Origin of the sequence: Magnetovibrio sp. PR-2, assembly GCF_036689815.1 — a bacterium.
GTDB lineage: Bacteria > Pseudomonadota > Alphaproteobacteria > Rhodospirillales > Magnetovibrionaceae > Magnetovibrio.
This window is the reverse complement of record NZ_JBAHUR010000010.1, coordinates 1-20,262: the sequence shown is the minus strand read 5'-3', so window position 1 is coordinate 20,262 and position 20,262 is coordinate 1. Positions and strand designations below refer to the sequence as shown.

Genomic DNA, 20,262 nt, shown 5'->3' with positions numbered 1-20,262 from the left:
CACCGTCTTATTTCGGCGAGATCACCATGGTCATCATGCGGCCTTCGGATTTGGGCACTTGTTCAACCTTGATGGTTTCGCCCAAATCGTCGCGCATACGGTTCAAGACTTTCAAGCCTAAATCTTGGTGAGCCATTTCACGGCCGCGGAAGCGGATGGTGACTTTGACCTTGTCGCCGTGGTCCAAGAATTTGCGCGCCGCCTTCATCTTCACCTCATAATCATGGATGTCGATGCCGGGACGCATCTTGATTTCCTTGATGGCGATGACCTTTTGCTTTTTCTTCGCCTCGTTGCGCTTTTTCTGTTCCTCGTACTTGTACTTACCGTAGTCGAGGATTTTGCACACGGGCGGTTCAGCGTTGGGCGAAACTTCGACCAAATCCAGACCGAAGTCGGCAGCAATATCGATGGCTTCTTTTGTGGGTTTGACGCCGATCATTTCACCGTCGGGTCCGACCAAACGGACTTCGGTTACTGTGATGCGTTCATTCACGCGCGGACCTTCGATGGTCGGCTTTTTGTTAAACGGTGGGCGGGCGATGGCCCTTCTCCTACAATGGTGCGCGGCCGGGCTGCGCAAAAATTTACAGTGCTTAAGATTATTATCTGTTTAAGCGGCCTTAGCTCCCGGCGAGCGGGCCTTTTGCTTCTGCCGAGAGGATAGCAATTGCCTCCTCCAGCGCAAGGATTTCTTGATCTTTTCCGCCCAAACGGCGCACCGCGACTTTGCCGTCTTCGGCTTCGCGTTTGCCCACCACATAAATGGCGGGGACTTTTTTGTGGCTGTGGTCACGGATCTTGTAGTTGATCTTTTCGTTGCGCGTATCGATTTCGGCCCGGATTCCAGCGGCTTTGAGGTCTTTTAGAACCTTTTCAGCGTATTCATCCGCGTCCGACGTGATGGTCGTGACCACGGCTTGAACCGGGGCCAACCACATGGGCATGCGACCCGCGTAGTTTTCAATCAAAATGCCGATAAAGCGCTCGAAGCTGCCCAAAATCGCGCGGTGCAGCATGACGGGGCGATGTTTTTCGCCGTCTTCACCGATGAAACCGGCGTCCAGACGCTCGGGCAAGACGAAGTCGACCTGCAGCGTGCCGCACTGCCAATCGCGGCCAATGGCGTCGCGCAGCACAAACTCCAGCTTCGGACCATAGAACGCACCTTCGCCGGGGTTGAGCGTCATGTCCACGCCCGCGGCTTCGGATGCATCGCGCAAAGCCTTTTCCGCCTTGTCCCACGTTTCGTTGGACCCGGCGCGTTTTTCCGGACGGTCGGAGAATTTGATGACAAACTCTTCAAAGCCAAAATCTTTGTAAATCGACGTCAGCAGAGAAATGAATTCTTTGGTTTCCGCCTCGATCTGATCTTCGGTGCAGAAAATATGCGCGTCATCTTGCACAAACGCGCGCACCCGCATCAGACCGTGCAGCGCGCCCGACGGTTCGTTGCGCGCGCAAGAGCCAAACTCGGCCATGCGCAGCGGCAGGTCGCGATAGCTGGTCGTGCCTTGTTTGAAGATTTGCACGTGGCACGGACAGTTCATGGGCTTGATCGCCAGCATGCGGTCTTCGGATTCGGCCACGAACATGTTCTCGCGGAATTTTTCCCAGTGCCCACTGTCTTCCCACAACGTGCGGTCCACCATCTGCGGCGTGTTGACCTCGACGTAGTTGGCGGCTTCCAAGCGCTGACGCATATAGGTCTGGATCGCACGGTACATGGTCCAGCCGTTGGGGTGCCAAAACACCGAGCCCTGCGCCACGTCTTGGAGGTGGAACAAAGACATTTCTTTGCCCAAGCGGCGGTGGTCGCGCTTTTCGGCTTCTTCCAACATGTGCAGATAAGCTTTGAGCTGCTTTTTGTCCGCCCACGCGGTGCCGTAGATGCGCTGAAGCATTTCGTTGTTGCTGTCGCCGCGCCAGTAGGCCCCCGCCAGCTTCATCAGCTTGAACGATTTGCCCAGTTTGCCCGTGCTGGGCAAGTGCGGCCCGCGGCACAGATCGATAAAATCGCCCTGGCGGTACATGGTGATGTCTTCGTCGCCCGGAATGGCTTCGATGATCTGCGCCTTGTAGTGTTCGCCTTTTTCTTTGAAGAAATTGACGGCCTCTTGGCGGTTCCAGACTTCGCGTTTGATCTCTTCATTGCGCGCGACGATCTCGTGCATGCGCTTTTCGATCTTTTCCAGATCTTCCGGCGTGAACGGTTCGGACTTGGAGAAATCGTAATAAAACCCATTTTCGATGGCCGGGCCGATGGTGACCTGGACTTCGGGGTAAAGCTCTTGCACGGCTTCGGCCATGATGTGCGCAGCGTCGTGGCGCAAAAGGTCCAACGCTTCCTCGTCCTTGGCGGTGACGATGGCAAAGTCCACGTCTTCGGTGATGGGCAAAGACAAGTCCGCCATGTCACCGTTGATCTTCACCGCCAAAGCGGCTTTTGCCAGTCCCGGACCGATGTCAGCCGCAACGTCTGCACCCGTTACAGGGGCGTCGTATTCGCGATTGGTTCCGTCGGGAAGAGTAAGCTTAACCATATGTCGTATTGCCTTGCGCTATCAGAGCGTTTGAATGCGTGTCGAAACCCCGGAATGTAAGGGGAAACGGGGCTGTGTCAAGCAACCTCTTTGCGGTGAAGATTAAGACAACGGCGCAATGCGGCGTACAGCGTTCCAGACCTCGTCTTGGCCCAGGTCTTCCAAGTTCGGTTTCCTCAGAATTTCGACCTTTGGGCCGCGTTGCGCGCAGAGTTCGGGGTTGCTCTCGAATGAATACAAAACCACGGATGCACAGCCCGCCAGTGAGATCATGTGCATGGGGCCGGTATCATTACCCACGGCCAGTGCCGCACCGCGGGCCAGCACGGCGATGTCGATGAAATCCGTCTTAGCACACAGATTCACCGAACCAGGGGCTTCGCGTTCGATCACGCCCATGATGGCTTGCTCGGCGCGGGAACCCAGCAGAACGGGCGTGATGCCTTCGGAAAACAGATGATTGGCCAGCTCAACGAACTTTTCCACCGGCCAGCGTTTGGCCGGGCGGTGGGGGGCGCCGCCGGGGACCAACAGGGCGAAGGGTTTTTCGATGCCAAATTGAGACACGTCCTTGTTGGCGAAGCTGAGATCGGGCATGGGCACATCTTCGATGCCCGCCATTTTGAGCTGTTCGGCTTGGCGTTCGATGGTGTGCATGTCGTCACGCTTGGGGTTTGCATGGGGGTGCGAACAGCCCCGCGCGATGCCCGACCATTCGGGCTTTTTGCCAAACCCAAACAAGCGGTAATAAAAGCTGGAACGATCCGAAGTCTGCAAATCGTAGACGCGCTTAAAATGACCCGATTTCAGCAAGCGGCTGAGCCCCCTCACCTTGCCAAACTGCCAGGCTTTGGGCTTGTCATCATCAGTCCAAATTTCGTCGAACAGGCCGGACGCTTCGGCCAGCGACACGTAGGGCTTGGTGGTCAGCAAAACGATGGCGGCGTCTGGGTGGTGCGTGCGGATGGCCTTGGCCGGGCCCAACGCCTGGACGAAGTCGCCCAGCGCACCCAACTTGATGACAAGGATGTTGTCAGAGTTTGCCATGATCCGCCAAGACTTCCCGGTATACGGCCAAGGTCTTTTCGCACATGGCGTCTTTGGAGAAATTCTCAGCCACACTTTCAATGGCGCGCGCCGAATAGGCTTGGCGGCCTTCTTCGTCCAGGTCTAAGGCTTCTTTCAACGCTTGGGACAGGGCGTCCTTGTCGCCAGCCTCAAACAGCCAGCCGGTGTCACGGTCGATAATGGTTTCACACGCCCCGCCATGGTTGGGGGCGACGACCGGACGGCCCAGGGCTTGGGCTTCGACCACCACGCGGCCAAACGCTTCGGGGTCGGTGGAGGCCGACACAATCACGTCGGCCAGCATGTAGGCGGCGGGCATATCGTCGCAGTGATCCATAATGCGCACCACACCGGACAGGTCATTGGCTTCGATCAGGCGTTCCAGCTCTTTGCGATAGCCCGTGCGCCCTTGGTCAGAACCCACCAACACGCAGCAGATGTCTTTGCGTCCCAGGGCGGCGATGGCTTCGATGAACACACCTTGACCTTTCCAGCGGGTTAAGCGGCCCGGCAGCATCACCACAGGATAACCGTCTTCCAGCCGCCATTGATTGGCGAGCTTCACCACCCGTTCCACACTGACAAGGCCGGTGTTGAAGCTGTCCAAATCCACGCCCCGGTGGATCACCCGGATTTTGTCCCCCGGCGCGCCGTACATTTGTTTCAAATGCCCGGCGATAAAGCGCGAAATGGCGATAATGCGCTCACCCTTGGTCATGATGGCGTTGTAGGCGCGTTTGAGCGCATTGCCCGCCCCGTAGGTGCCGTGAAACGTCGTCATAAACGGCGTGCCCGTGCGTTTGCAGGCATAATACGCGCTCCACGCCGGCGCGCGGGAGCGGGCATGAACCAAGTCCACGCCTTGCTCTTCAATAAGCGTTTGCAGCTTTTTGATGTTGGCGCGCATCACAAACGGATTTTTGGAATGCAAGGGCAGTTCGAAATGTTCGGCGTGCGCACGTTGGAGCTGATAAACCCGCGGACCGCCGTTACTGGCCACCAAAGAGCGCCAGCCCGTCTTGTGAATGCAGCCCGCAATTTCCACCGTTCCGCGCTCAACCCCGCCACTGCCGCCCAGGGCGGGCAGGACTTGAAGCACCGTCACCTTGGGCGCATCGGTTTGGGATGCTTGCGGCGCGGGTGCACTTTCGGTGTCTGGCGACCGTTTGGCCTGTGGCCAAAGGATGTTAAAGTTTGCAAAAATGGTTATCGCCCCTTTTCACATTTGTGCAAAAGTATAGCAAAACATGGTTGCAGGTCATTAGTGAGGTGTCCAGAGAAATGCAAGCTTTTTCAGACGATTCTCCACAAATACTCGAGCGCGAAGACGGTGCGAAAATCGCCTATCACTTCACCCAACGCACCGACGAAACCAAGCCCACAGGGGTGATTTTCTGCGGCGGGCTGCGCTCTGACATGGAAGGCTCCAAGGCTTTGGCCCTTGAAGACTGGTGCCGGGCCGAAGGTCGCGCGTTTCTGCGCTTCGACTACACCGGACACGGCCAGTCGTCGGGCACGTTTGAAGAAACCTGTATTGGGGACTGGGCCAAGGACGCTTTGTGCGCGTTGGACACCTTGACCGAAGGCCCGCAGGTGATCGTCGGCAGCTCCATGGGGGGCTGGGTGTCGTTGATGGTTGCGCGCGACCGCCCCGAACGCATCCAAGCTTTGCTCGGTCTTGCCGCCGCACCTGATTTCACCGAAGATTTAATGTGGCAAGAATTGACGCCAGAGCAACGCGAAAACCTCATGACCGAAGGCCAAGTCGCGGTTCCCAATGACTATGATCCGAACGATCCCTACATCATTTCCAAGCTTTTGATCGAGGACGGCAAAAATCATTTGCTTTTGCGCGAACCGTTGAATATCCAAAAGCCCGTGCGCCTGATCCAGGGCATGAAGGACGCCGACGTGCCGTGGCAAACGGCGCTCAAGATCCAAGACGCCCTGGTTACGGACGATGTGGAAATCCAGTTCATCAAGACCGGCGATCATCGTTTGTCGACGGACACAGACTTAATGCGCTTGACACGCACACTGGGCGCACTACTTAGCGATATTGAAGGTTAACTTTCGTCGCGTTAGAGGGAGCACACACATGAACGATGCCATCGACAAACTCGTTTCAGGCTTTTCCACCTTTCACGAGCGCTTTTTCGAAGACCACAAAGAACTCTATCAGGACTTGGTCGAAAAAGGCCAAAAGCCTAAGGCTCTGGTCATTGCGTGCGCCGATTCCCGCGTCGATCCGGCCATCGTGTTGCAGGCCGAACCCGGCGATATCTTTTCCATCCGCAACGTCGCCAACGTGGTTCCGCCCTACGAAGGCGGTGACGATGTGACGTATCACGGCACCTCGGCCGCCATTGAATTTGCCGTTGATAAGCTGGGCGTGAAAAACGTCGTGGTGTTCGGACATGCCCACTGCGCTGGTGTGAAAGCCATGGTCAATGGGCAAGAAGGCAACCCCATTGACGGCCACTTCTTGCCGTGCTGGACCTCAATCATCAACAAAGGCTATGAGCTGGCGAAGAAAAAGAACCCCGACGCCACAGGAGCCGAACTGGACCGCTGTTGCGAACGCCAGTCCGTGATCGTGTCTTTGGAAAACCTGATGACCTTCCCGTTCGTGCGTTCGCGCGTCGAAAAGGGCGAGCTGGAAATCCACGGCTGGTATCTCGACATTGCCGAAGGCGAAATGTCGCAATACGACAAAGACAGCGACAAATTCATCAAAGTGGAAATATAAGCCGCCCACTCACAAGGGGGACGGATTGACTTGGGGGGCAATCAACGTTTGCAGCCAGTCTTCCAACGTGCCTGCGGTTTTCGCATGGCCTGCATTGTCGTTGGCTGTACGCGCCCCTTCCAGATAGAGCTTGCGTGCCAAACACCGTCCACAGGCAAGGGTGTCTTGGGTGAAACGGTCGTCACCGCAGACACGTTCGCATTTGCCGACGGCTTCAACACGCACGCGCCACAGCTCAACCGCGTGGTGATAATCACCGTGCAGAATTTTTTCGATCAAATCTTCTAAAATGTACGTCTGAAAAAACTGCGCACTCATTCAGACCCCTCCGCAAACCACCTCTAACGCAATACTTGCGCATTATAGAGCAATTCCAAAACCCAAACTTGACGTTCTGTCCAATATTTTGACCATTTTGTCCGATTTTTGAGTGAAATCATCCCAAAGTTCATACTCTGCTATGTCTGCGCCCGCCCCATCGCACGCCCCCGGTGCATAGCAGCGACGCGCTTGGCGCATGCTTTTTACCCTGTGCAGGGGAGAATCTTTCCTTATAATCCGCTGCGAATGTACTACGTATAAAAATAACCTCTGCGCACACAAGAATTTGTGGGGAATTCGTGCGACGGAGCGACGGGTGCATTTTTAAATGATACCTTTGGTGAGTAGGTACGATCATGACACGAAAAGTGACGCGTGAGGCGGCTCTGAATTATCACGAGCTGCCGCGCCCTGGTAAGCTGTGCATTACCCCCACAAAACCCCTGGCCAACCAACGCGATCTATCGCTGGCGTATTCGCCGGGCGTGGCGGACGCGTGCGAAGCCATTGTTGAAGACCCGTCGGCTGCGGCGCGCTATACCACGCGCGGCAACTTGGTCGGCGTGGTGACCAATGGCTCCGCCGTTTTGGGCTTAGGCGACATCGGCCCGCTGGCCGCCAAGCCGGTGATGGAAGGCAAAGCGGTCCTGTTCAAAAAGTTCGCCGGCATCGACGTGTTCGATATCGAGATGGACGAAAAGGACCCGCACAAGCTGTCCGAAGCCATCGCCATGTTGGAGCCCACCTTCGGCGCCATCAACTTAGAAGACATCAAAGCGCCGGAGTGCTTCATCGTTGAAAGCACCCTGCGCGAAAAAATGAACATCCCCGTATTTCACGACGACCAACACGGCACCGCCATTGTCGTCGGCACGGCCGTGTTGAACGGGCTTCGCTTGGTCGAAAAGAACATCGAAGACATCAAGATCGTGTCCACCGGTGGCGGCGCTGCGGGTATTGCGTGCTTGGATATGTTGCTGTTGATGGGGGCCAAGCGCGAAAACGTCTACCTGTCGGACCATTTAGGCGTGGTCTACACAGGCCGCACGGACGGCATGACCGACCAAAAGGCCGAATACGCCCAAGACACCGATGCACGGGATTTAGACGAGGTCATCGGGGATGCAGACTTGTTCTTAGGGCTTTCCGCGCCCGGCGTTTTAAAACCCGACATGGTCGCTAAAATGGCCCAAGACCCGATTATTTTAGCACTCGCCAACCCCGAGCCGGAAATCCGGCCCGAAGCGGTGAAAGAGGTCCGTTCCGACGCCATTATCGCCACGGGGCGGTCGGACTATCCCAACCAAGTGAACAACGTTTTGTGCTTCCCGTTCATCTTTCGCGGGGCGCTCGACGTCGGTGCCACCACGGTGAACGACGACATGAAGCTCGCCTGCGTGCAGGCCTTAGCCGATTTGGCCCACGCCGAATCCAGCGCCGAGGTCGCCGATGCCTACCGGGGCGAAGACCTGGTGTTCGGGCCGGACTATTTAATCCCCAAGCCGTTCGACCCGCGACTGATCGTCGAAATCGCCCCCGCCGTGGCCAAAGCCGCCATGGACAGCGGCGTGGCCACGCGCCCTATAGAAGACTTTGATGCCTACATCGAAAGCTTGGAACGCTTCGTCTATCGCTCCGGCATGTTGATGAAGCCGGTTGTCGAAGCGGCCAAACGTGATGTGCGCCGTGTGGTCTTTGCCGAGGGCGAGGACGAGCGCGTGCTGCGCTGTGTACAGGCCTTGCTGGACGAGGGTTTGGCCAAACCGATCTTGGTGGGTCGCCCCGAAGTCATCCATCATCGCGCCCAAAAACTGGGCCTACGATTGAGCGACGTGGAAATCTGTAACCCGGAAAATGATCCGCGCTATCGCGAATACTGGCAGCTGTATCACGAGCTCAACGAACGCAAAGGCGTTTCGCCAGAAGCGGCCAAGACCATCATACGCACCAACTCAACGGCGATTGCAGCCATCATGGTCGCCCGCTGCGAAGCGGATGCAATGATCTGCGGCACATACGGTCAATATATGTGGCACCACCGCTATATTATGAACGTCATCGGTCAACACGAAGAGTGTTCGGTGAACGCCGCACTGAGCGTCATGATCATGCCCACGGGCACGCTGTTTTTGGCCGATACTTACGTGAATCCGGACCCTTCCCCAGAAGAAATCGCCGAGATCACCATGCTCGCCGCCAAAGAGGTTCGTCGCTTCGGTCAAGAGCCCAAGGTGGCCCTTCTCAGCCATTCCAACTTCGGCAATGTGTCCAACACATCGGCCAACAAAATGCGCCGCGCGGTGGAACTCTTGGAAGATTTGCAGCCCGACTTCCAATTCGAAGGCGAAATGCACGCCGACGCCGCATTGGATGAAGACCTGCGCAAACNGGATGAAGACCTGCGCAAACGCATCTTCCCCAATTCTCGCCTGGACGGTGTGGCCAACCTTTTGATTATGCCGAACTTGGACGCAGCCAACACATCGTCGAACTTGCTGAAAATTATGGGCAATGGTTTGCGCGTGGGCCCGGTGCTGTTGGGCGGGGCAAAGCCTGCACACATCGTCACACCGTCGGTCACCCCGCGCGGTCTGTTCAACCTGACCGCCTTGGCGTGCGTCGAAGCCCAACTGGCGAAAGACGAAAACTGCAACTAGAGGCGTTCAGCACCCCTTCAGCTTCAACACCGTAACCTGGGTCTCCTATTAGTGGAGGCCCTGGTTATGTTGAAATCCCTTGCTCTGTTTGCCGTCATAAGCCTGTTCGCAAGCCAAGCTTTGGCGCTGTCTTCGGACCTGACGGTATCCGCCGATGAGGTTCAGCGGTTTTTCGAAGATCAAAACCGCCGTCCCAAAGCCCGCGCCATCACCGTTGTGGATGCCCACGCCAAGCTAGACTTGGCCTTTGGCTTTGCCGACGGACGCTATGATCTCGCCAAATATAAAATCCTCAAAATCCGCCCCAACATCTATGCCTTAGGCCTGGTTTTTGAAAAGAAAAAAGGGGCCGCCGTTTATCGCCAAAGCTTGGCGTCTTACTTTTGGTACGACGGCGGGCGCGAGATCGTCTTTAAGGATGGCGCGCGCAAAAAAGTCTATGACGTGCGGCGCACGTGGCGCGTCAAAAAACGCAAAACAAATTCCGAACACGATCTGGAGTTTCGCCCCCATACTGACCGCATCAAGGTCCAGCTGAGCCACCGGGCCGGAACCGTCTACATGACCTTAGCGCTTAAGTGAGGGGCACTTAAGCGCTGGAATCGTTCTGACGAGCGACGATGTCGCGCACGGTGTCGTGTGCACCGTTTAAGAATGTGCGCACTTCGTTATCGATCGCACCGTCCACATCTTCGGTGATGGGCAAGCCGTACACAAAGTGACGAATGCCGCGATAAAAGAACATGCCGTGCAGGCTCCAGACGTGCTCGACCTCTTCATCCGAAATCGGAACTTCTGACGCATCGGGCAGGCCGTATGCGTGGCGAAGTTCCAGACATACGGGCTCTAAATAGCGGCTGCGCAGGTGACCCAAATAGCGATTGTTGATGTCGATGCCCCGCAGACCCGAAAAGACAAAAATCCGCACCCAGACGTAATCGTAAACGGCCTTGGCGTATTCTTTGTAAAATTGGGTCAAGCGGTCTTGAAGGGGACGGTCGCGATCCACCACCATGGTTTCCCAGTTGGTATCCCAGCGGCTGACATAGACCTCTTCATAAACCCGCTCGATCAAGCTTTCCTTGCTGGGGAAGTAGCGATACAGCAACGGCTGGGTGATGCCGATCCTGTCCGCCAAGTCGCGGGTTTTCCCTTCGAAGCCATTTTCCGCAAAAAACTGAATGGCCTCTTCAACAATGTGCGCTTCGCGTTCTTCGCGCTCCATGCGTTTGCGTGGGCGGGCACTTGCGTCGGACGATGGGGAGGAGATCCTGTCTGTCATAACCTCAATGTATACCAATTTAGATCCATTGGACTATCTTGCCGCAAAACGCCAGATAGGCAAAGCCCTCAATCACAAAGCAGCCAGGCGCGCGGTCCAAGCCTTTTTCTGTGCGTTTAGAAACCGTTAGCAATCGCGCGTCCATAATGGCTTTGGTGTGATTCGCGCAACTGCGATTCGCCACCTAAAGGCTTGGAAGTATGGACGAAAGAGGGCTCAAATACTGCTCGGTTCTGGTCGCGGACGAAAACCCTTCGTCACGCGCGCTTTTGGTGAGCACACTCCAAGACATCGGAGTGGGCACGGTCAACTCCGTCGCGAACGGGGCGGCCGCGATCGAACAGTTGCGCCATTCCAACCACACCGTGCTCAATTCCAACACCCCCCCGGTTGATTTGCTCATCACCGAATGGGACATGGAACCCGTCGGCGGGATGATGTTGCTCAACTGGGTGCGCAGCCACGCCGAATCCCCCGATCGCTTTTTGCGCACCATTATCATGAGCGGGGATTTGGACTCTGAAAAGGTCGAGCGCGCCCGGGGCGCCGGGGCCAACGCCGTTTTTGCCAAGCCGTTTTCCATCAATTCCTTGCGCAAGCACGTGCTCAACGTGATGGGCGCCAACCCGGCCTTTTTCAAATCCAAAGCCTATTTTGGTCCCGACCGCAGGCGCAACACCACCGAAGTCGTGTTGGAAGAAAATCGCCGCATCAAAAAACCCTATATCGAAATCTTGGGCAAAGGTGCCGACCCGGATGTCGGGTGCTTCGACCTGCCGCACTATTTGGCTGAAATCGCCCTGGGCCGCATGCGCGACCAAATCGAAGTCCAAGAAAAGTTCCAGGCCCACCACCTGCTGGCTCCACACACACAAACCTATGCCGAATGGGTGCTGGGCGACGTCGAGGTTTTGCGCCTCGCCTACCGTTTATCCGATCAAAACGAAGACATGCGCGCGCGCAACATTTCCCTGATGACGAACTTGGTGAACCGCTTGCAGTTGGAAGGCACGTTGATGGGCTATCCGCTGATTTCAGCCTTTGCCCGCACGTTGGCGCGTGCCATCAAGGTCGACATCCGCATGTGGAACCAAACCCGCGAAATCTTCGACGCGGCGATCAATGGGCTCGACATCGTGGTGCGTCAAGACATCCAAGGCGACGGCGGTGCGCTGGGACAAGAGCTAAGCCTGCAATTGCGCAAACTCGACAAAAAGCTCATGGCCCCGCTGCCGATCAACCCCCACCGCAAAGGTGTGGCGCAGTTTGGGTGATGGTGCTTAAGACCGCAGCTTAATTTTCTTCAGCAATGGCAAAACGACTGTATCCAAGTCTGGTTTTTTGCCGATTTCACAATGCTGACCGCTGATACGTCCCGTATACCCAGGACCTCGTGTCAACGCGATCGTGCGGCCCTGGTTGCCCATGCCGACCACGCAAGTCACATCCTCTTTCCCATTATAAATTGTCGTATGGTACAGCGTGCCGACATTCGCATGTACCGCAGCGCTTGGTTTGAGGGGCTCAAAACTGCTGTAATATTTACCGACTATTTTGTCGAGGTTGTGTTCACTGACACGGGTAAAACCACCCCTGAAATAGCGTTCAAAACTAAAAAATCCACCCTTGAACTTGACCTCTTCGTTCACATAGCTGCCCTCTTCTTGAACGAATATGCGTTCAATTTCAAACCCCTTCAAATTCAACAGACTGTCCGGCAAGACGATGTGGATGTCATCAAGCGTGACATCTTTTTTCTCAAGCGGTTGGCTCGTTGTTTGACAGGCCGACAAAGCCCCGGCACAAATGACCACCCCTAAGCCCACTTTCACAAAACGGCTCACCTTATTTCTCAGACCAATCATCAAAATCCACCCCTGCTATTGAATTGAATTTGCACACTACAGGTTAACTGCATGCAACTATACAGAACTCACAAGTCAGTTCAATCTACTTTTAGTAATGTCTCTTTACAGGGTTGACCACGCCGTCTTTTCCGGGCAAAGCTTATGCCATGAGCAATCCACAAACGACCCTTAAGCCCAAAGTCTCCGTGTTCGTCTGCACCAACCTGCGCATGAGCGGGAATTCGTGTGCCGGCAGCCAGTCGAAAGCCCTGCTCAAAGCCATGCAGGACCGCGCCGATGCGCGGACTCTTGACGACCATCCCTTGATCAGCGTCAAAGAAAGCGTGTGCATGGGCTATTGCGGCGAAGGTCCCAACGTCAAAATCATCGGTGGGGATTTTTATCACGAGGTTGAGCTCGACCAGATCGACGCCATTCTCGACGACGCCGAAAAGCTGGCGTCTGCCAAATCCTAAACATTGCAATTGCCCATCGCCGTAGCGATGGGTTAAAACCAGTGACCAAACTCACCGACAACTCATGCGGAGCGCTCAGTCCATGGCGGCTTACCAATACATCTATGTCATGAAGAACCTGTCCAAGGTCTTCCCCGGCGGCAAAGAAATTTTGAAGGGCATCACCCTGTCTTTCCTGCCCGGTGTCAAAATCGGCGTCCTGGGCCACAACGGTGCGGGTAAATCCACGCTGCTCAAAATCATGGCTGGCATCGACACCGATTATAACGGCGAAGCCTGGGCGGCGGACGGCGTCAAAGTCGGCTATCTGGAACAAGAACCGGAGCTCGACAATTCTTTGAGCGTGGTTGAAAACGTGATGCATGGTTTGGGCGAAACCAAAGATTTGCTGGACCGCTTCAACGAAATTTCCATGAAGTTCGCCGAACCCATGGAAGACGATGAAATGACCGCTCTGTTGGAAGAACAAGGCGAGCTGCAAGAAAAGATCGACGCGTGTGACGGCTGGGAGCTGGAACGCACCATCGAAATCGCCATGGACGCCCTGCGCTGCCCGCCGGCCGACAGCTCGGTGGAACAGCTTTCGGGCGGTGAAAAACGCCGAATCGCGCTGTGCCGTTTGTTGCTGCAAAAGCCCGACATCTTGCTGCTGGATGAACCCACCAACCACTTGGACGCGGAATCGGTGGCTTGGTTGGAACGCCACTTGGAAGACTACAAAGGCACCGTGATGATCGTGACCCACGATCGGTACTTCCTGGACAACGTCACGGGCTGGATTTTGGAACTGGATCGCGGTCGCGGCATTCCGTACGAAGGCAACTATTCCAGCTGGCTGGAACAACAAGAAAAACGTCTGGCCCACGAAGAAAAAGAAGAAACCGGGCGTCAACGCACCCTCAAACACGAATTGGAATGGATCCGCCAATCGCCCAAAGCGCGCCAATCCAAATCCAAAGCGCGTATTTCGGCCTATGAAGAATTGCTGGCCCAAGACAAAGACAAGCGCATCGGCCAGGCCCAAATCACCATCCCCGCCGGGCCGCGTTTGGGCCAAAACGTCATCGAAGCCGAAGGCCTCACCAAGGGTTTTGGCGACAAGATGTTGATCGACAATTTGGACTTCAAACTGCCGCCGGGCGGGATTGTCGGCATCATCGGCGCCAATGGTGCGGGTAAAACCACCCTGTTTCGCATGATCACCGGCAAAGACGAGCCCGATGGCGGCGCGCTGAAAATCGGCGACAGCGTTAAGCTCGGTTACGTGGATCAGTCCCGCGACACCCTAGATGACAGCAAAGGCGTGTGGGAGGAAATCTCGGACGGGCTCGACATCATTCAGCTGGGCGGCAAAGAGGTTCAGTCGCGCGCCTATGTGTCGTGGTTCAACTTCAAAGGCGGCGACCAACAAAAGAAAGTCGGCCAGCTTTCCGGTGGTGAGCGCAACCGCGTGCACTTGGCCAAAATGCTGCAAACCGGCGCCAACGTGATCTTGCTGGACGAACCGACCAACGATTTGGACGTGGACACACTTCGCGGGCTCGAAGAAGCCTTGTTGGATTTTGCCGGCTGCGCCGTGGTGATCTCGCACGATCGCTGGTTTCTGGACCGCATCGCCACGCACATTTTGGCGTTTGAAGGCAATTCCGAAGTGGTCTGGTTCGAAGGCAACTTCGCCGACTATGAAGAAGACAAAAAACGCAGGCTCGGCGACGACGCGGTGGAACCCCATCGCATTCAATACAAACCGCTCACGCGTTAACGCAAAAAAGGCCGGACCAACATCCGGCCTTTTTTAGTGCACAGCACTTAAGCATACCCCAACGACTGACGCGCGACCTCGACCGGGGCCGAATGGCGGCGTTCTGCATCTGCGTAGAGTTCCGAATCATGTCGCCTGCGGGTTGGGCCGAAGTACTCGCCATCACCGAAACACCGCACGTAGGGCCTGGGGTTGTCGATCACCGCGCAAATCCGGGCGTACAAGGATTTCGGCGAAACCGGCTTGATCAGGTATTCGTTGATGCCCGCATCACGCGCCTCGATCACGTGTTTAAACTCCCGGTGCGCCGTCAACATGACGATGTTAACGAACGGGTTGGGACTGTCGGTACTGGTGCGCACCAACCGCGTGAACTCCAGCCCATCGATGGGGCACATGTTCCAATCGCAAAAGACGATGTCTGCGGCAAAGGTTTGGAGAATGCGCAGCGCCTCGGCCCCGTCCTTGGCCTCGCGCACATCGCGCACACCGAGAGCCCACAAAATCCCTTTGACGATTTGGCGTGAATGGATGTCATCGTCAACGACGAGGACGTTTACATTTTGAATGTTGTAAGTCTTGAAGGTCATCACAGATCCCCTTTCTGGGTTGCCGAGATGAGAAGGTTTTCTTCCCGTTAAACGCCCGTCGAGAGGACTTCTGCCACTCTTGGGGAGCTGATTTATGTTACAAATTCTATGGTTAATTTTCGGTTAATTCAATACTTCCGAAGTATGTGTGCGGTGCACTAAGCGCAGAGTTCGGCGTAGAGGTCGCGCCAGTTTTGGTTAGTGGATTGAATTAGATTGATTTTCCATTCGCGCTTCCACAGCTTGAGCTGTTTTTCGCGGACAATGGCAGCTTCCATGGTGTCGTGAGGCTCGGCGTAAACGAGAAGATGTAGCCCGTGCTTTTTCGTAAAGCCATCAATGACATTGTTCTTGTGCTCCCAAATCCGACGAGCGAGATCACTAGTCACCCCGATATAGAGGGTGCCATACCGCTTGTTCGTGAGGATGTAGACACAGGGTTGCTTCACCCAAACCTCCCTAAACTCTCCGTCGCACCTGCGCAGGCAGGTGCCTATGGGCGTAACGCCACGAGACAGCCTCAAGAGACACTAAACCGACAAGCCCATGGATCCCTGCCTTCGCAGGGATGACAAGTATAGAGGGTGTTATAATGGCTGCAAACACCGATTCGGAGATTGAAATGGTTGACCCGGGAACTTTAATTACATCCGTAAGCGCATCAATTGAGCTGGCAAAGGGTCTGCTTAAGGTAAAAGAGATTGCTGAATCTGCCGAGGCGAAAATGGCAATTGCGGAACTCACCTCAAAGCTCGCGGAATCCCAGGTCCAAGTTGCGGAACTGAAAACCGATCACATTCGCAAAGATGAATTGATCCATGAGCTTGAGAAGAGGTTAGAAACTCGCGAAACTTTAGTGCGCCATAATGAAATGTACTTTCGCGCAGATGAAAACGGCAACCCAACGGGAGACCCGTTTTGTCCACGGTGTTATGAAGCAGATGACAAACTGATCCACCTTGTTCATTTTTCCAGGAGCAAGTTAATGTGTAGAGAATGTACTAACAGATATCCAAAAGTTCCTGGTGAAACAACATCCTCACCACGGCGGGCACAAACTTTTCATCCTGTATTACGTTAAAAAAGAAACCGTCGCACCTGCGAAGGCAGGTGCCTATGGGCTTAACGTCACGGAACACTCTCAAGAGACACTGAACCGAAAAGTCCGTGGATTCCTGCCTGCGCAGGAATGACGCCTTAAATATTGCGCACAAAAAAGCCCGCCTCAACGAGACGGGCTTTTGTATTCGTGACGCTCGCGAGAGACTTAGCCCCGCTTGCTCAGCTCATTCAACTGCTGCTGCATTTGCTCCAACTGCTTGCGCAGATCGTCGCTTTCGTCCGTGGACGGCGTTTCCGCAGATGCTGCGGGTGTTTCCGCGCCCGGTACGCCACCTTGCCCAGGCGCCATCGGGTTGAACATCTTCATGGCGTTTTCGAACATGGCCATGTTTTGACGGGCCATGTCTTCGAACGGTTTCATGGCGGTGTTAGCGCCGAAGGTTTGTTCCATGACTTCGCGCATTTGATCTTGGTTGCCGGAAAAAGCCTTCATGGTCTGTTCCAGATAGCTCGGCACCATGGACTGCAGGCTGTCGCCGTACAGCGAGATCAATTGACGCAAGAAGCTCAGCGGCAGCAAGTTCGTGCCCTTGGCTTCTTCTTCCACAATAATGTGCGTCAGAACTTGGCGCGTGATGTCCTCACCAGACTTCGCATCGTGAACCACAAAATCAACACTGTCGCGCACCATTTGCGCCAAGTGATCCAGAGTTACGTAACTGCTGGTTGCGGTGTTGTACAAACGCCGGTTGGCGTACTTTTTAATGACAATCGGGTCTTCGTTTCGTTTTTTCTCAGCCATACCCACCCCTGTGCAGTTTGATCAAAACACGCCGGGTTTCGCGGTTCGTGTCATCAAACTGTCGTTCAGTTTTATCTAATATCCACTATCACTTTGTGCCGCAGCTTGCTGCAATGCAATGAAAAAATGTTGCAGCCGCCAAAATTTCTTTTGTGCAGTGCAACATTTTTATTGCAACCGTGGTGAAAATCACTCTAAGCTGAGGGTTCACAGGGTTTCAGAACTGGGCAACGAGGGCTTAAGCCCCAAAACAACACATGCCCGAACTTGGGAGAATATCTAATGACCGATATCGTCATCGCCAGCGCCGTCCGTACTCCAATCGGTGCCTTTTCCGGCACTTTGGCAACCACGCCTGCTGTTGAGCTGGGTCGCATTGTCATCACCGAAGCTTTAAGCCGCGCCGGCGTGGATGCGCAAGACGTCTCCGAAGTTATCATGGGCAACGTTCTGTCCGCAGGTGCCGGCCAAAACCCGGCCCGCCAATCTGCCGTCAACGCAGGCATCCCGGTCGAAAGCACCGCTTACACCATCAACCAAGTTTGCGGTTCCGGTCTGCGCACCATTGCGCTGGGTAGCCAAGCCATTCAATGCGGCGACAGCTCCATTGTGGTTGCAGGCGGCATGGAAAACATGAGCCTGTCCCAACACACGACCTACCTGCGCTCCGGCACCAAAATGGGCCCGACCGAGCTGGTCGACACCATGATCAAAGACGGTCTGTGGGATGCGTTCAACGGCTATCACATGGGCACCACGGCGGAAAACGTAGCGACCAAGTTCCAACTCACCCGCGAAGCCCAAGACGAATTTGCCGCCGCTTCGCAAAACAAAGCCGAAGCCGCACAAAAAGCCGGGAAGTTCAAAGACGAAATCGTTCCCGTCACCATCAAAACCCGCAAGGGCGAAACCGTGATGGAAGACGACGAATACCCCCGTCATGGCGCAACTGTCGAAGGCATGGGCAAACTGCGCCCGGCCTTTTCCAAAGACGGCACGGTCACAGCTGGCAACGCTTCGGGGATCAACGACGGCGCAGCCGCTTGTGTGTTGATGAGCGCCGAAGACGCCGAAAAACGCGGCATCAAAGGCTTGGCCCGCATCAAATCTTGGGCTACCACGGGTGTGGATCCGGAAATCATGGGCACGGGCCCGATCCCGGCGTCCAAAGCGGCGTTGGAAAAAGCCGGTTGGTCCATCGACGATCTGGACTTGGTCGAAGCCAACGAAGCGTTCGCCGCACAAGCGTGCGCCGTGAACCAAGACTTGGGCTGGGACACCGACAAAGTGAACGTCAACGGCGGCGCCATTGCACTGGGTCACCCCATCGGCGCCAGCGGCACGCGCGTTCTGGTCACGTTGCTGTTTGAGATGCAAAAACGCGATGCCAAAAAAGGCCTCGCCACGTTGTGCATCGGCGGCGGTATGGGCATTGCCATGTGTGTCGAACGCGACTAATCATAAAAGTACAAAAACAAACTAACATCTTACAGGGACTTCCCCAGGAGTATTCACTATGGCACGTACAGCACTGGTTACCGGTGGCACGCGCGGCATCGGCGCAGCCATTTCCATCGCATTAAAAGAAGCAGGCCTTGAAGTTTGCGCATCCTACGCCGGAAACGACGAAGCCGCCGCCACGTTCAAAGAACTGACCGGCATTCGCGTTCACAAGTTCGACGTTGCAGACTTTGACAGCTGCCACACGGCGATCTTGGAAATCGAAGGCGAGATTGGCCCCATCGACGTTCTGGTCAACAACGCCGGCATCACGCGCGACGCCATGCTGCACAAAATGACCATCGATCAATGGCGCGACGTCATGTCCACCAACATGGACAGCTTGTTCAACACCTGCAAAAACGTCATCGACAGCATGCGCGACCGTGGTTTTGGCCGCATCATCAACATCAGCTCCATCAACGGCCAAAAAGGTCAAATGGGTCAGTCGAACTACTCGGCTGCGAAAGCGGGTCTGATCGGTTTCACCAAAGCGCTGGCTCAAGAAGGTGCGCGCAAAGGCATCACCGTCAACGCGGTTGCGCCGGGTTACATCGCCACCGAAATGGTCAAAGCCATCCCCGAAGACGTTCTGGCCACGCAAATCCTGCCGTACATCCCGGTGGGCCGTTTGGGCGAGCCGTCCGAAATCGCACGCTGCGTCGTGTTCTTGGCTTCGGAAGAAGCAGGCTTCATCACCGGCTCCACCATCACCGTGAACGGTGGTCAATACTTTACCAGCTAAGCTTCGGCTTCGCTGACGCGGACCTCCCCCCTTCTACACACTCCGCGTAAAAAGAACCGCCCCAGGGTTTTTCCTGGGGCGGTTTTTGTTTGAGACTTTGGAGGAGGAGCGCACGTTAAGCGGCTTGGGCAACCGCCGTTTTCAGTGTGCTCATGGCGTCTACCAACTGAGCCTTCAGCTCAGCATTCGTCATCTCTTGGGCCTCAACGTCGAAGTTGTCGTAGAAGCTTGGCACCGACAGGGTGGCTTTCACGTCGCCCGCAAAAAAGCCCATGGAGCCTTCGGCCTGCGCCAACACGGTTTTGGCTCCGCCGGGACCGGGGGAGGTGGCGAGCAGAACCATAGGCTTGTTGGCATAGACATCCCGGGTGATGCGCGACGCCCAGTCGAACAGGCTTTTGAACGCAGCGGCGTAGGAGCCGTTGTGTTCGGCAAAAGAAATCACAACGGCGTCGGCACCGGAGAGCTTGGCCAAGAAATCATGCGCCAACTGCGGCTGACCCAGCTCGGCCTCGCGGTCTTCGCTAAACAGGGGAAGCTCAAAATCGTTCAAATCCAAAACCTCAACCGAGGCCCCCTCCACCAGCCCAGCGGCATAGGTGGCGAGTTGCTTGTTGACGGATTTCGAAGACGTGGTGGCGGCAAAGGCGACAATGTTGAGTGAAGTGCTCATGGGGGATGGCTCCTAACACGGGGTGGCTTTTCGTTAAAAGCAATATAGGTGTTTTCAAAACAGGTGATAATCAGGATATTTTGAAACTAATTGTTTCCAATATCGATACACAGTCGCTCCTGCGAAGGCAGGAGCCTATGGGCTTATCGTCACGGAATAACATCAAGAAACACGAAGCCGTTAGG

At 55.4% G+C, this 20,262-nt stretch carries 22 protein-coding genes; 11 read left to right on the top strand and 11 right to left on the bottom strand.

Annotated elements, in window-relative coordinates:
* Positions 1-7: 7 nt before the first annotated feature.
* The 4 genes from infC to V5T82_RS12445 form a co-directional block, all read right to left on the bottom strand.
* Positions 8-544: a translation initiation factor IF-3 gene (infC, locus tag V5T82_RS12460; protein WP_332896109.1), complete on the bottom strand. Its 537-nt coding sequence runs from the start codon at positions 542-544 to the stop codon at positions 8-10.
* Between the two features lie 79 nt (positions 545-623).
* Positions 624-2,543 (bottom strand): threonine--tRNA ligase, encoded by a 1,920-nt coding sequence (thrS, locus tag V5T82_RS12455; protein WP_332895975.1) that lies wholly within the window; start codon positions 2,541-2,543, stop codon positions 624-626.
* A 102-nt stretch (positions 2,544-2,645) separates the two neighbouring features.
* Positions 2,646-3,590: a glycosyltransferase family 9 protein gene (locus V5T82_RS12450; RefSeq protein WP_332895974.1), complete on the bottom strand. Its 945-nt coding sequence runs from the start codon at positions 3,588-3,590 to the stop codon at positions 2,646-2,648.
* Positions 3,577-4,716: a glycosyltransferase family 4 protein gene (locus V5T82_RS12445; RefSeq protein WP_332895973.1), complete on the bottom strand. Its 1,140-nt coding sequence runs from the start codon at positions 4,714-4,716 to the stop codon at positions 3,577-3,579. The genes V5T82_RS12450 and V5T82_RS12445 overlap by 14 nt, the downstream gene beginning before the upstream one ends.
* A 176-nt stretch (positions 4,717-4,892) precedes the next feature.
* On the opposite strand from V5T82_RS12445, the gene V5T82_RS12440 reads away from it, so the two are divergent.
* Both V5T82_RS12440 and V5T82_RS12435 read left to right on the top strand, forming a co-directional pair.
* Positions 4,893-5,681 (top strand): alpha/beta hydrolase, encoded by a 789-nt coding sequence (locus V5T82_RS12440; RefSeq protein WP_332895972.1) that lies wholly within the window; start codon positions 4,893-4,895, stop codon positions 5,679-5,681.
* Between the two features lie 28 nt (positions 5,682-5,709).
* Positions 5,710-6,360: a carbonic anhydrase gene (locus tag V5T82_RS12435; RefSeq protein WP_332895971.1), complete on the top strand. Its 651-nt coding sequence runs from the start codon at positions 5,710-5,712 to the stop codon at positions 6,358-6,360.
* A gap of 9 nt (positions 6,361-6,369) precedes the next feature.
* Here the strand turns inward: V5T82_RS12435 and V5T82_RS12430 are convergent, their stop codons facing one another.
* Positions 6,370-6,678 (bottom strand): hypothetical protein, encoded by a 309-nt coding sequence (locus V5T82_RS12430; RefSeq protein ID WP_332895970.1) that lies wholly within the window; start codon positions 6,676-6,678, stop codon positions 6,370-6,372.
* Between the two features lie 359 nt (positions 6,679-7,037).
* Between V5T82_RS12430 and V5T82_RS12425 the strand changes: the two genes are divergently transcribed.
* The gene (locus V5T82_RS12425; RefSeq protein ID WP_332895969.1) at positions 7,038-9,338 is read left to right on the top strand and encodes an NADP-dependent malic enzyme; all 2,301 of its coding nucleotides are present in this window, start codon (positions 7,038-7,040) and stop codon (positions 9,336-9,338) included.
* Between the two features lie 66 nt (positions 9,339-9,404).
* Positions 9,405-9,920, top strand: coding sequence for a hypothetical protein (locus tag V5T82_RS12420; protein WP_332895968.1), 516 nt, complete (start codon positions 9,405-9,407; stop codon positions 9,918-9,920).
* Positions 9,921-9,927: 7 nt separating this feature from the next.
* On the opposite strand, the gene V5T82_RS12415 is transcribed toward V5T82_RS12420, so the two are convergent.
* Positions 9,928-10,620 (bottom strand): TetR/AcrR family transcriptional regulator, encoded by a 693-nt coding sequence (locus V5T82_RS12415; RefSeq protein WP_332895967.1) that lies wholly within the window; start codon positions 10,618-10,620, stop codon positions 9,928-9,930.
* Between the two features lie 200 nt (positions 10,621-10,820).
* Here V5T82_RS12415 and V5T82_RS12410 point away from each other — a divergent pair, with 200 nt between their 5' ends.
* A complete protein-coding gene (locus V5T82_RS12410; protein WP_332895966.1) occupies positions 10,821-11,894 on the top strand; it encodes a response regulator in 1,074 nt (357 codons plus the stop codon).
* Between the two features lie 6 nt (positions 11,895-11,900).
* Here the strand turns inward: V5T82_RS12410 and V5T82_RS12405 are convergent, their stop codons facing one another.
* Entirely contained in the window at positions 11,901-12,488 is a 588-nt protein-coding gene (locus V5T82_RS12405) for a hypothetical protein (RefSeq protein WP_332895965.1), read from the bottom strand.
* Positions 12,489-12,634: 146 nt separating this feature from the next.
* Between V5T82_RS12405 and V5T82_RS12400 the strand changes: the two genes are divergently transcribed.
* Positions 12,635-12,943 (top strand): (2Fe-2S) ferredoxin domain-containing protein, encoded by a 309-nt coding sequence (locus tag V5T82_RS12400; RefSeq protein ID WP_332895964.1) that lies wholly within the window; start codon positions 12,635-12,637, stop codon positions 12,941-12,943.
* An 82-nt stretch (positions 12,944-13,025) separates the two neighbouring features.
* Positions 13,026-14,705: an energy-dependent translational throttle protein EttA gene (ettA, locus tag V5T82_RS12395; protein WP_332895963.1), complete on the top strand. Its 1,680-nt coding sequence runs from the start codon at positions 13,026-13,028 to the stop codon at positions 14,703-14,705.
* A gap of 47 nt (positions 14,706-14,752) precedes the next feature.
* Here the strand turns inward: ettA and V5T82_RS12390 are convergent, their stop codons facing one another.
* Together V5T82_RS12390 and V5T82_RS12385 are read right to left on the bottom strand one after the other, a co-directional pair.
* On the bottom strand, positions 14,753-15,295 hold the full coding sequence (locus tag V5T82_RS12390) for a response regulator (RefSeq protein ID WP_332895962.1): 543 nt from the start codon (positions 15,293-15,295) through the stop codon (positions 14,753-14,755).
* Positions 15,296-15,453: 158 nt separating this feature from the next.
* Entirely contained in the window at positions 15,454-15,744 is a 291-nt protein-coding gene (locus V5T82_RS12385; RefSeq protein WP_332895961.1) for a GIY-YIG nuclease family protein, read from the bottom strand.
* 143 nt (positions 15,745-15,887) lie between these two features.
* Here V5T82_RS12385 and V5T82_RS12380 point away from each other — a divergent pair, with 143 nt between their 5' ends.
* A complete protein-coding gene (locus tag V5T82_RS12380) occupies positions 15,888-16,376 on the top strand; it encodes a hypothetical protein (RefSeq protein WP_332895960.1) in 489 nt (162 codons plus the stop codon).
* 186 nt (positions 16,377-16,562) lie between these two features.
* On the opposite strand, the gene phaR is transcribed toward V5T82_RS12380, so the two are convergent.
* The gene (phaR, locus tag V5T82_RS12375; protein WP_332895959.1) at positions 16,563-17,159 is read right to left on the bottom strand and encodes a polyhydroxyalkanoate synthesis repressor PhaR; all 597 of its coding nucleotides are present in this window, start codon (positions 17,157-17,159) and stop codon (positions 16,563-16,565) included.
* 282 nt (positions 17,160-17,441) lie between these two features.
* Here phaR and V5T82_RS12370 point away from each other — a divergent pair, with 282 nt between their 5' ends.
* Positions 17,442-18,617, top strand: coding sequence for an acetyl-CoA C-acetyltransferase (locus V5T82_RS12370; protein WP_332895958.1), 1,176 nt, complete (start codon positions 17,442-17,444; stop codon positions 18,615-18,617).
* Positions 18,618-18,675: 58 nt separating this feature from the next.
* On the top strand, positions 18,676-19,404 hold the full coding sequence (phbB, locus tag V5T82_RS12365; protein ID WP_332895957.1) for an acetoacetyl-CoA reductase: 729 nt from the start codon (positions 18,676-18,678) through the stop codon (positions 19,402-19,404).
* Between the two features lie 115 nt (positions 19,405-19,519).
* On the opposite strand, the gene V5T82_RS12360 is transcribed toward phbB, so the two are convergent.
* Positions 19,520-20,077, bottom strand: a complete 558-nt coding sequence (locus V5T82_RS12360) for an NADPH-dependent FMN reductase (protein ID WP_332895956.1) — start codon at positions 20,075-20,077, stop codon at positions 19,520-19,522.
* A 5-nt stretch (positions 20,078-20,082) separates the two neighbouring features.
* Between V5T82_RS12360 and V5T82_RS12355 the strand changes: the two genes are divergently transcribed.
* A partial coding sequence (locus tag V5T82_RS12355) for a hypothetical protein (RefSeq protein WP_332895955.1) occupies positions 20,083-20,262 on the top strand: 180 nt, incomplete at its 3' end.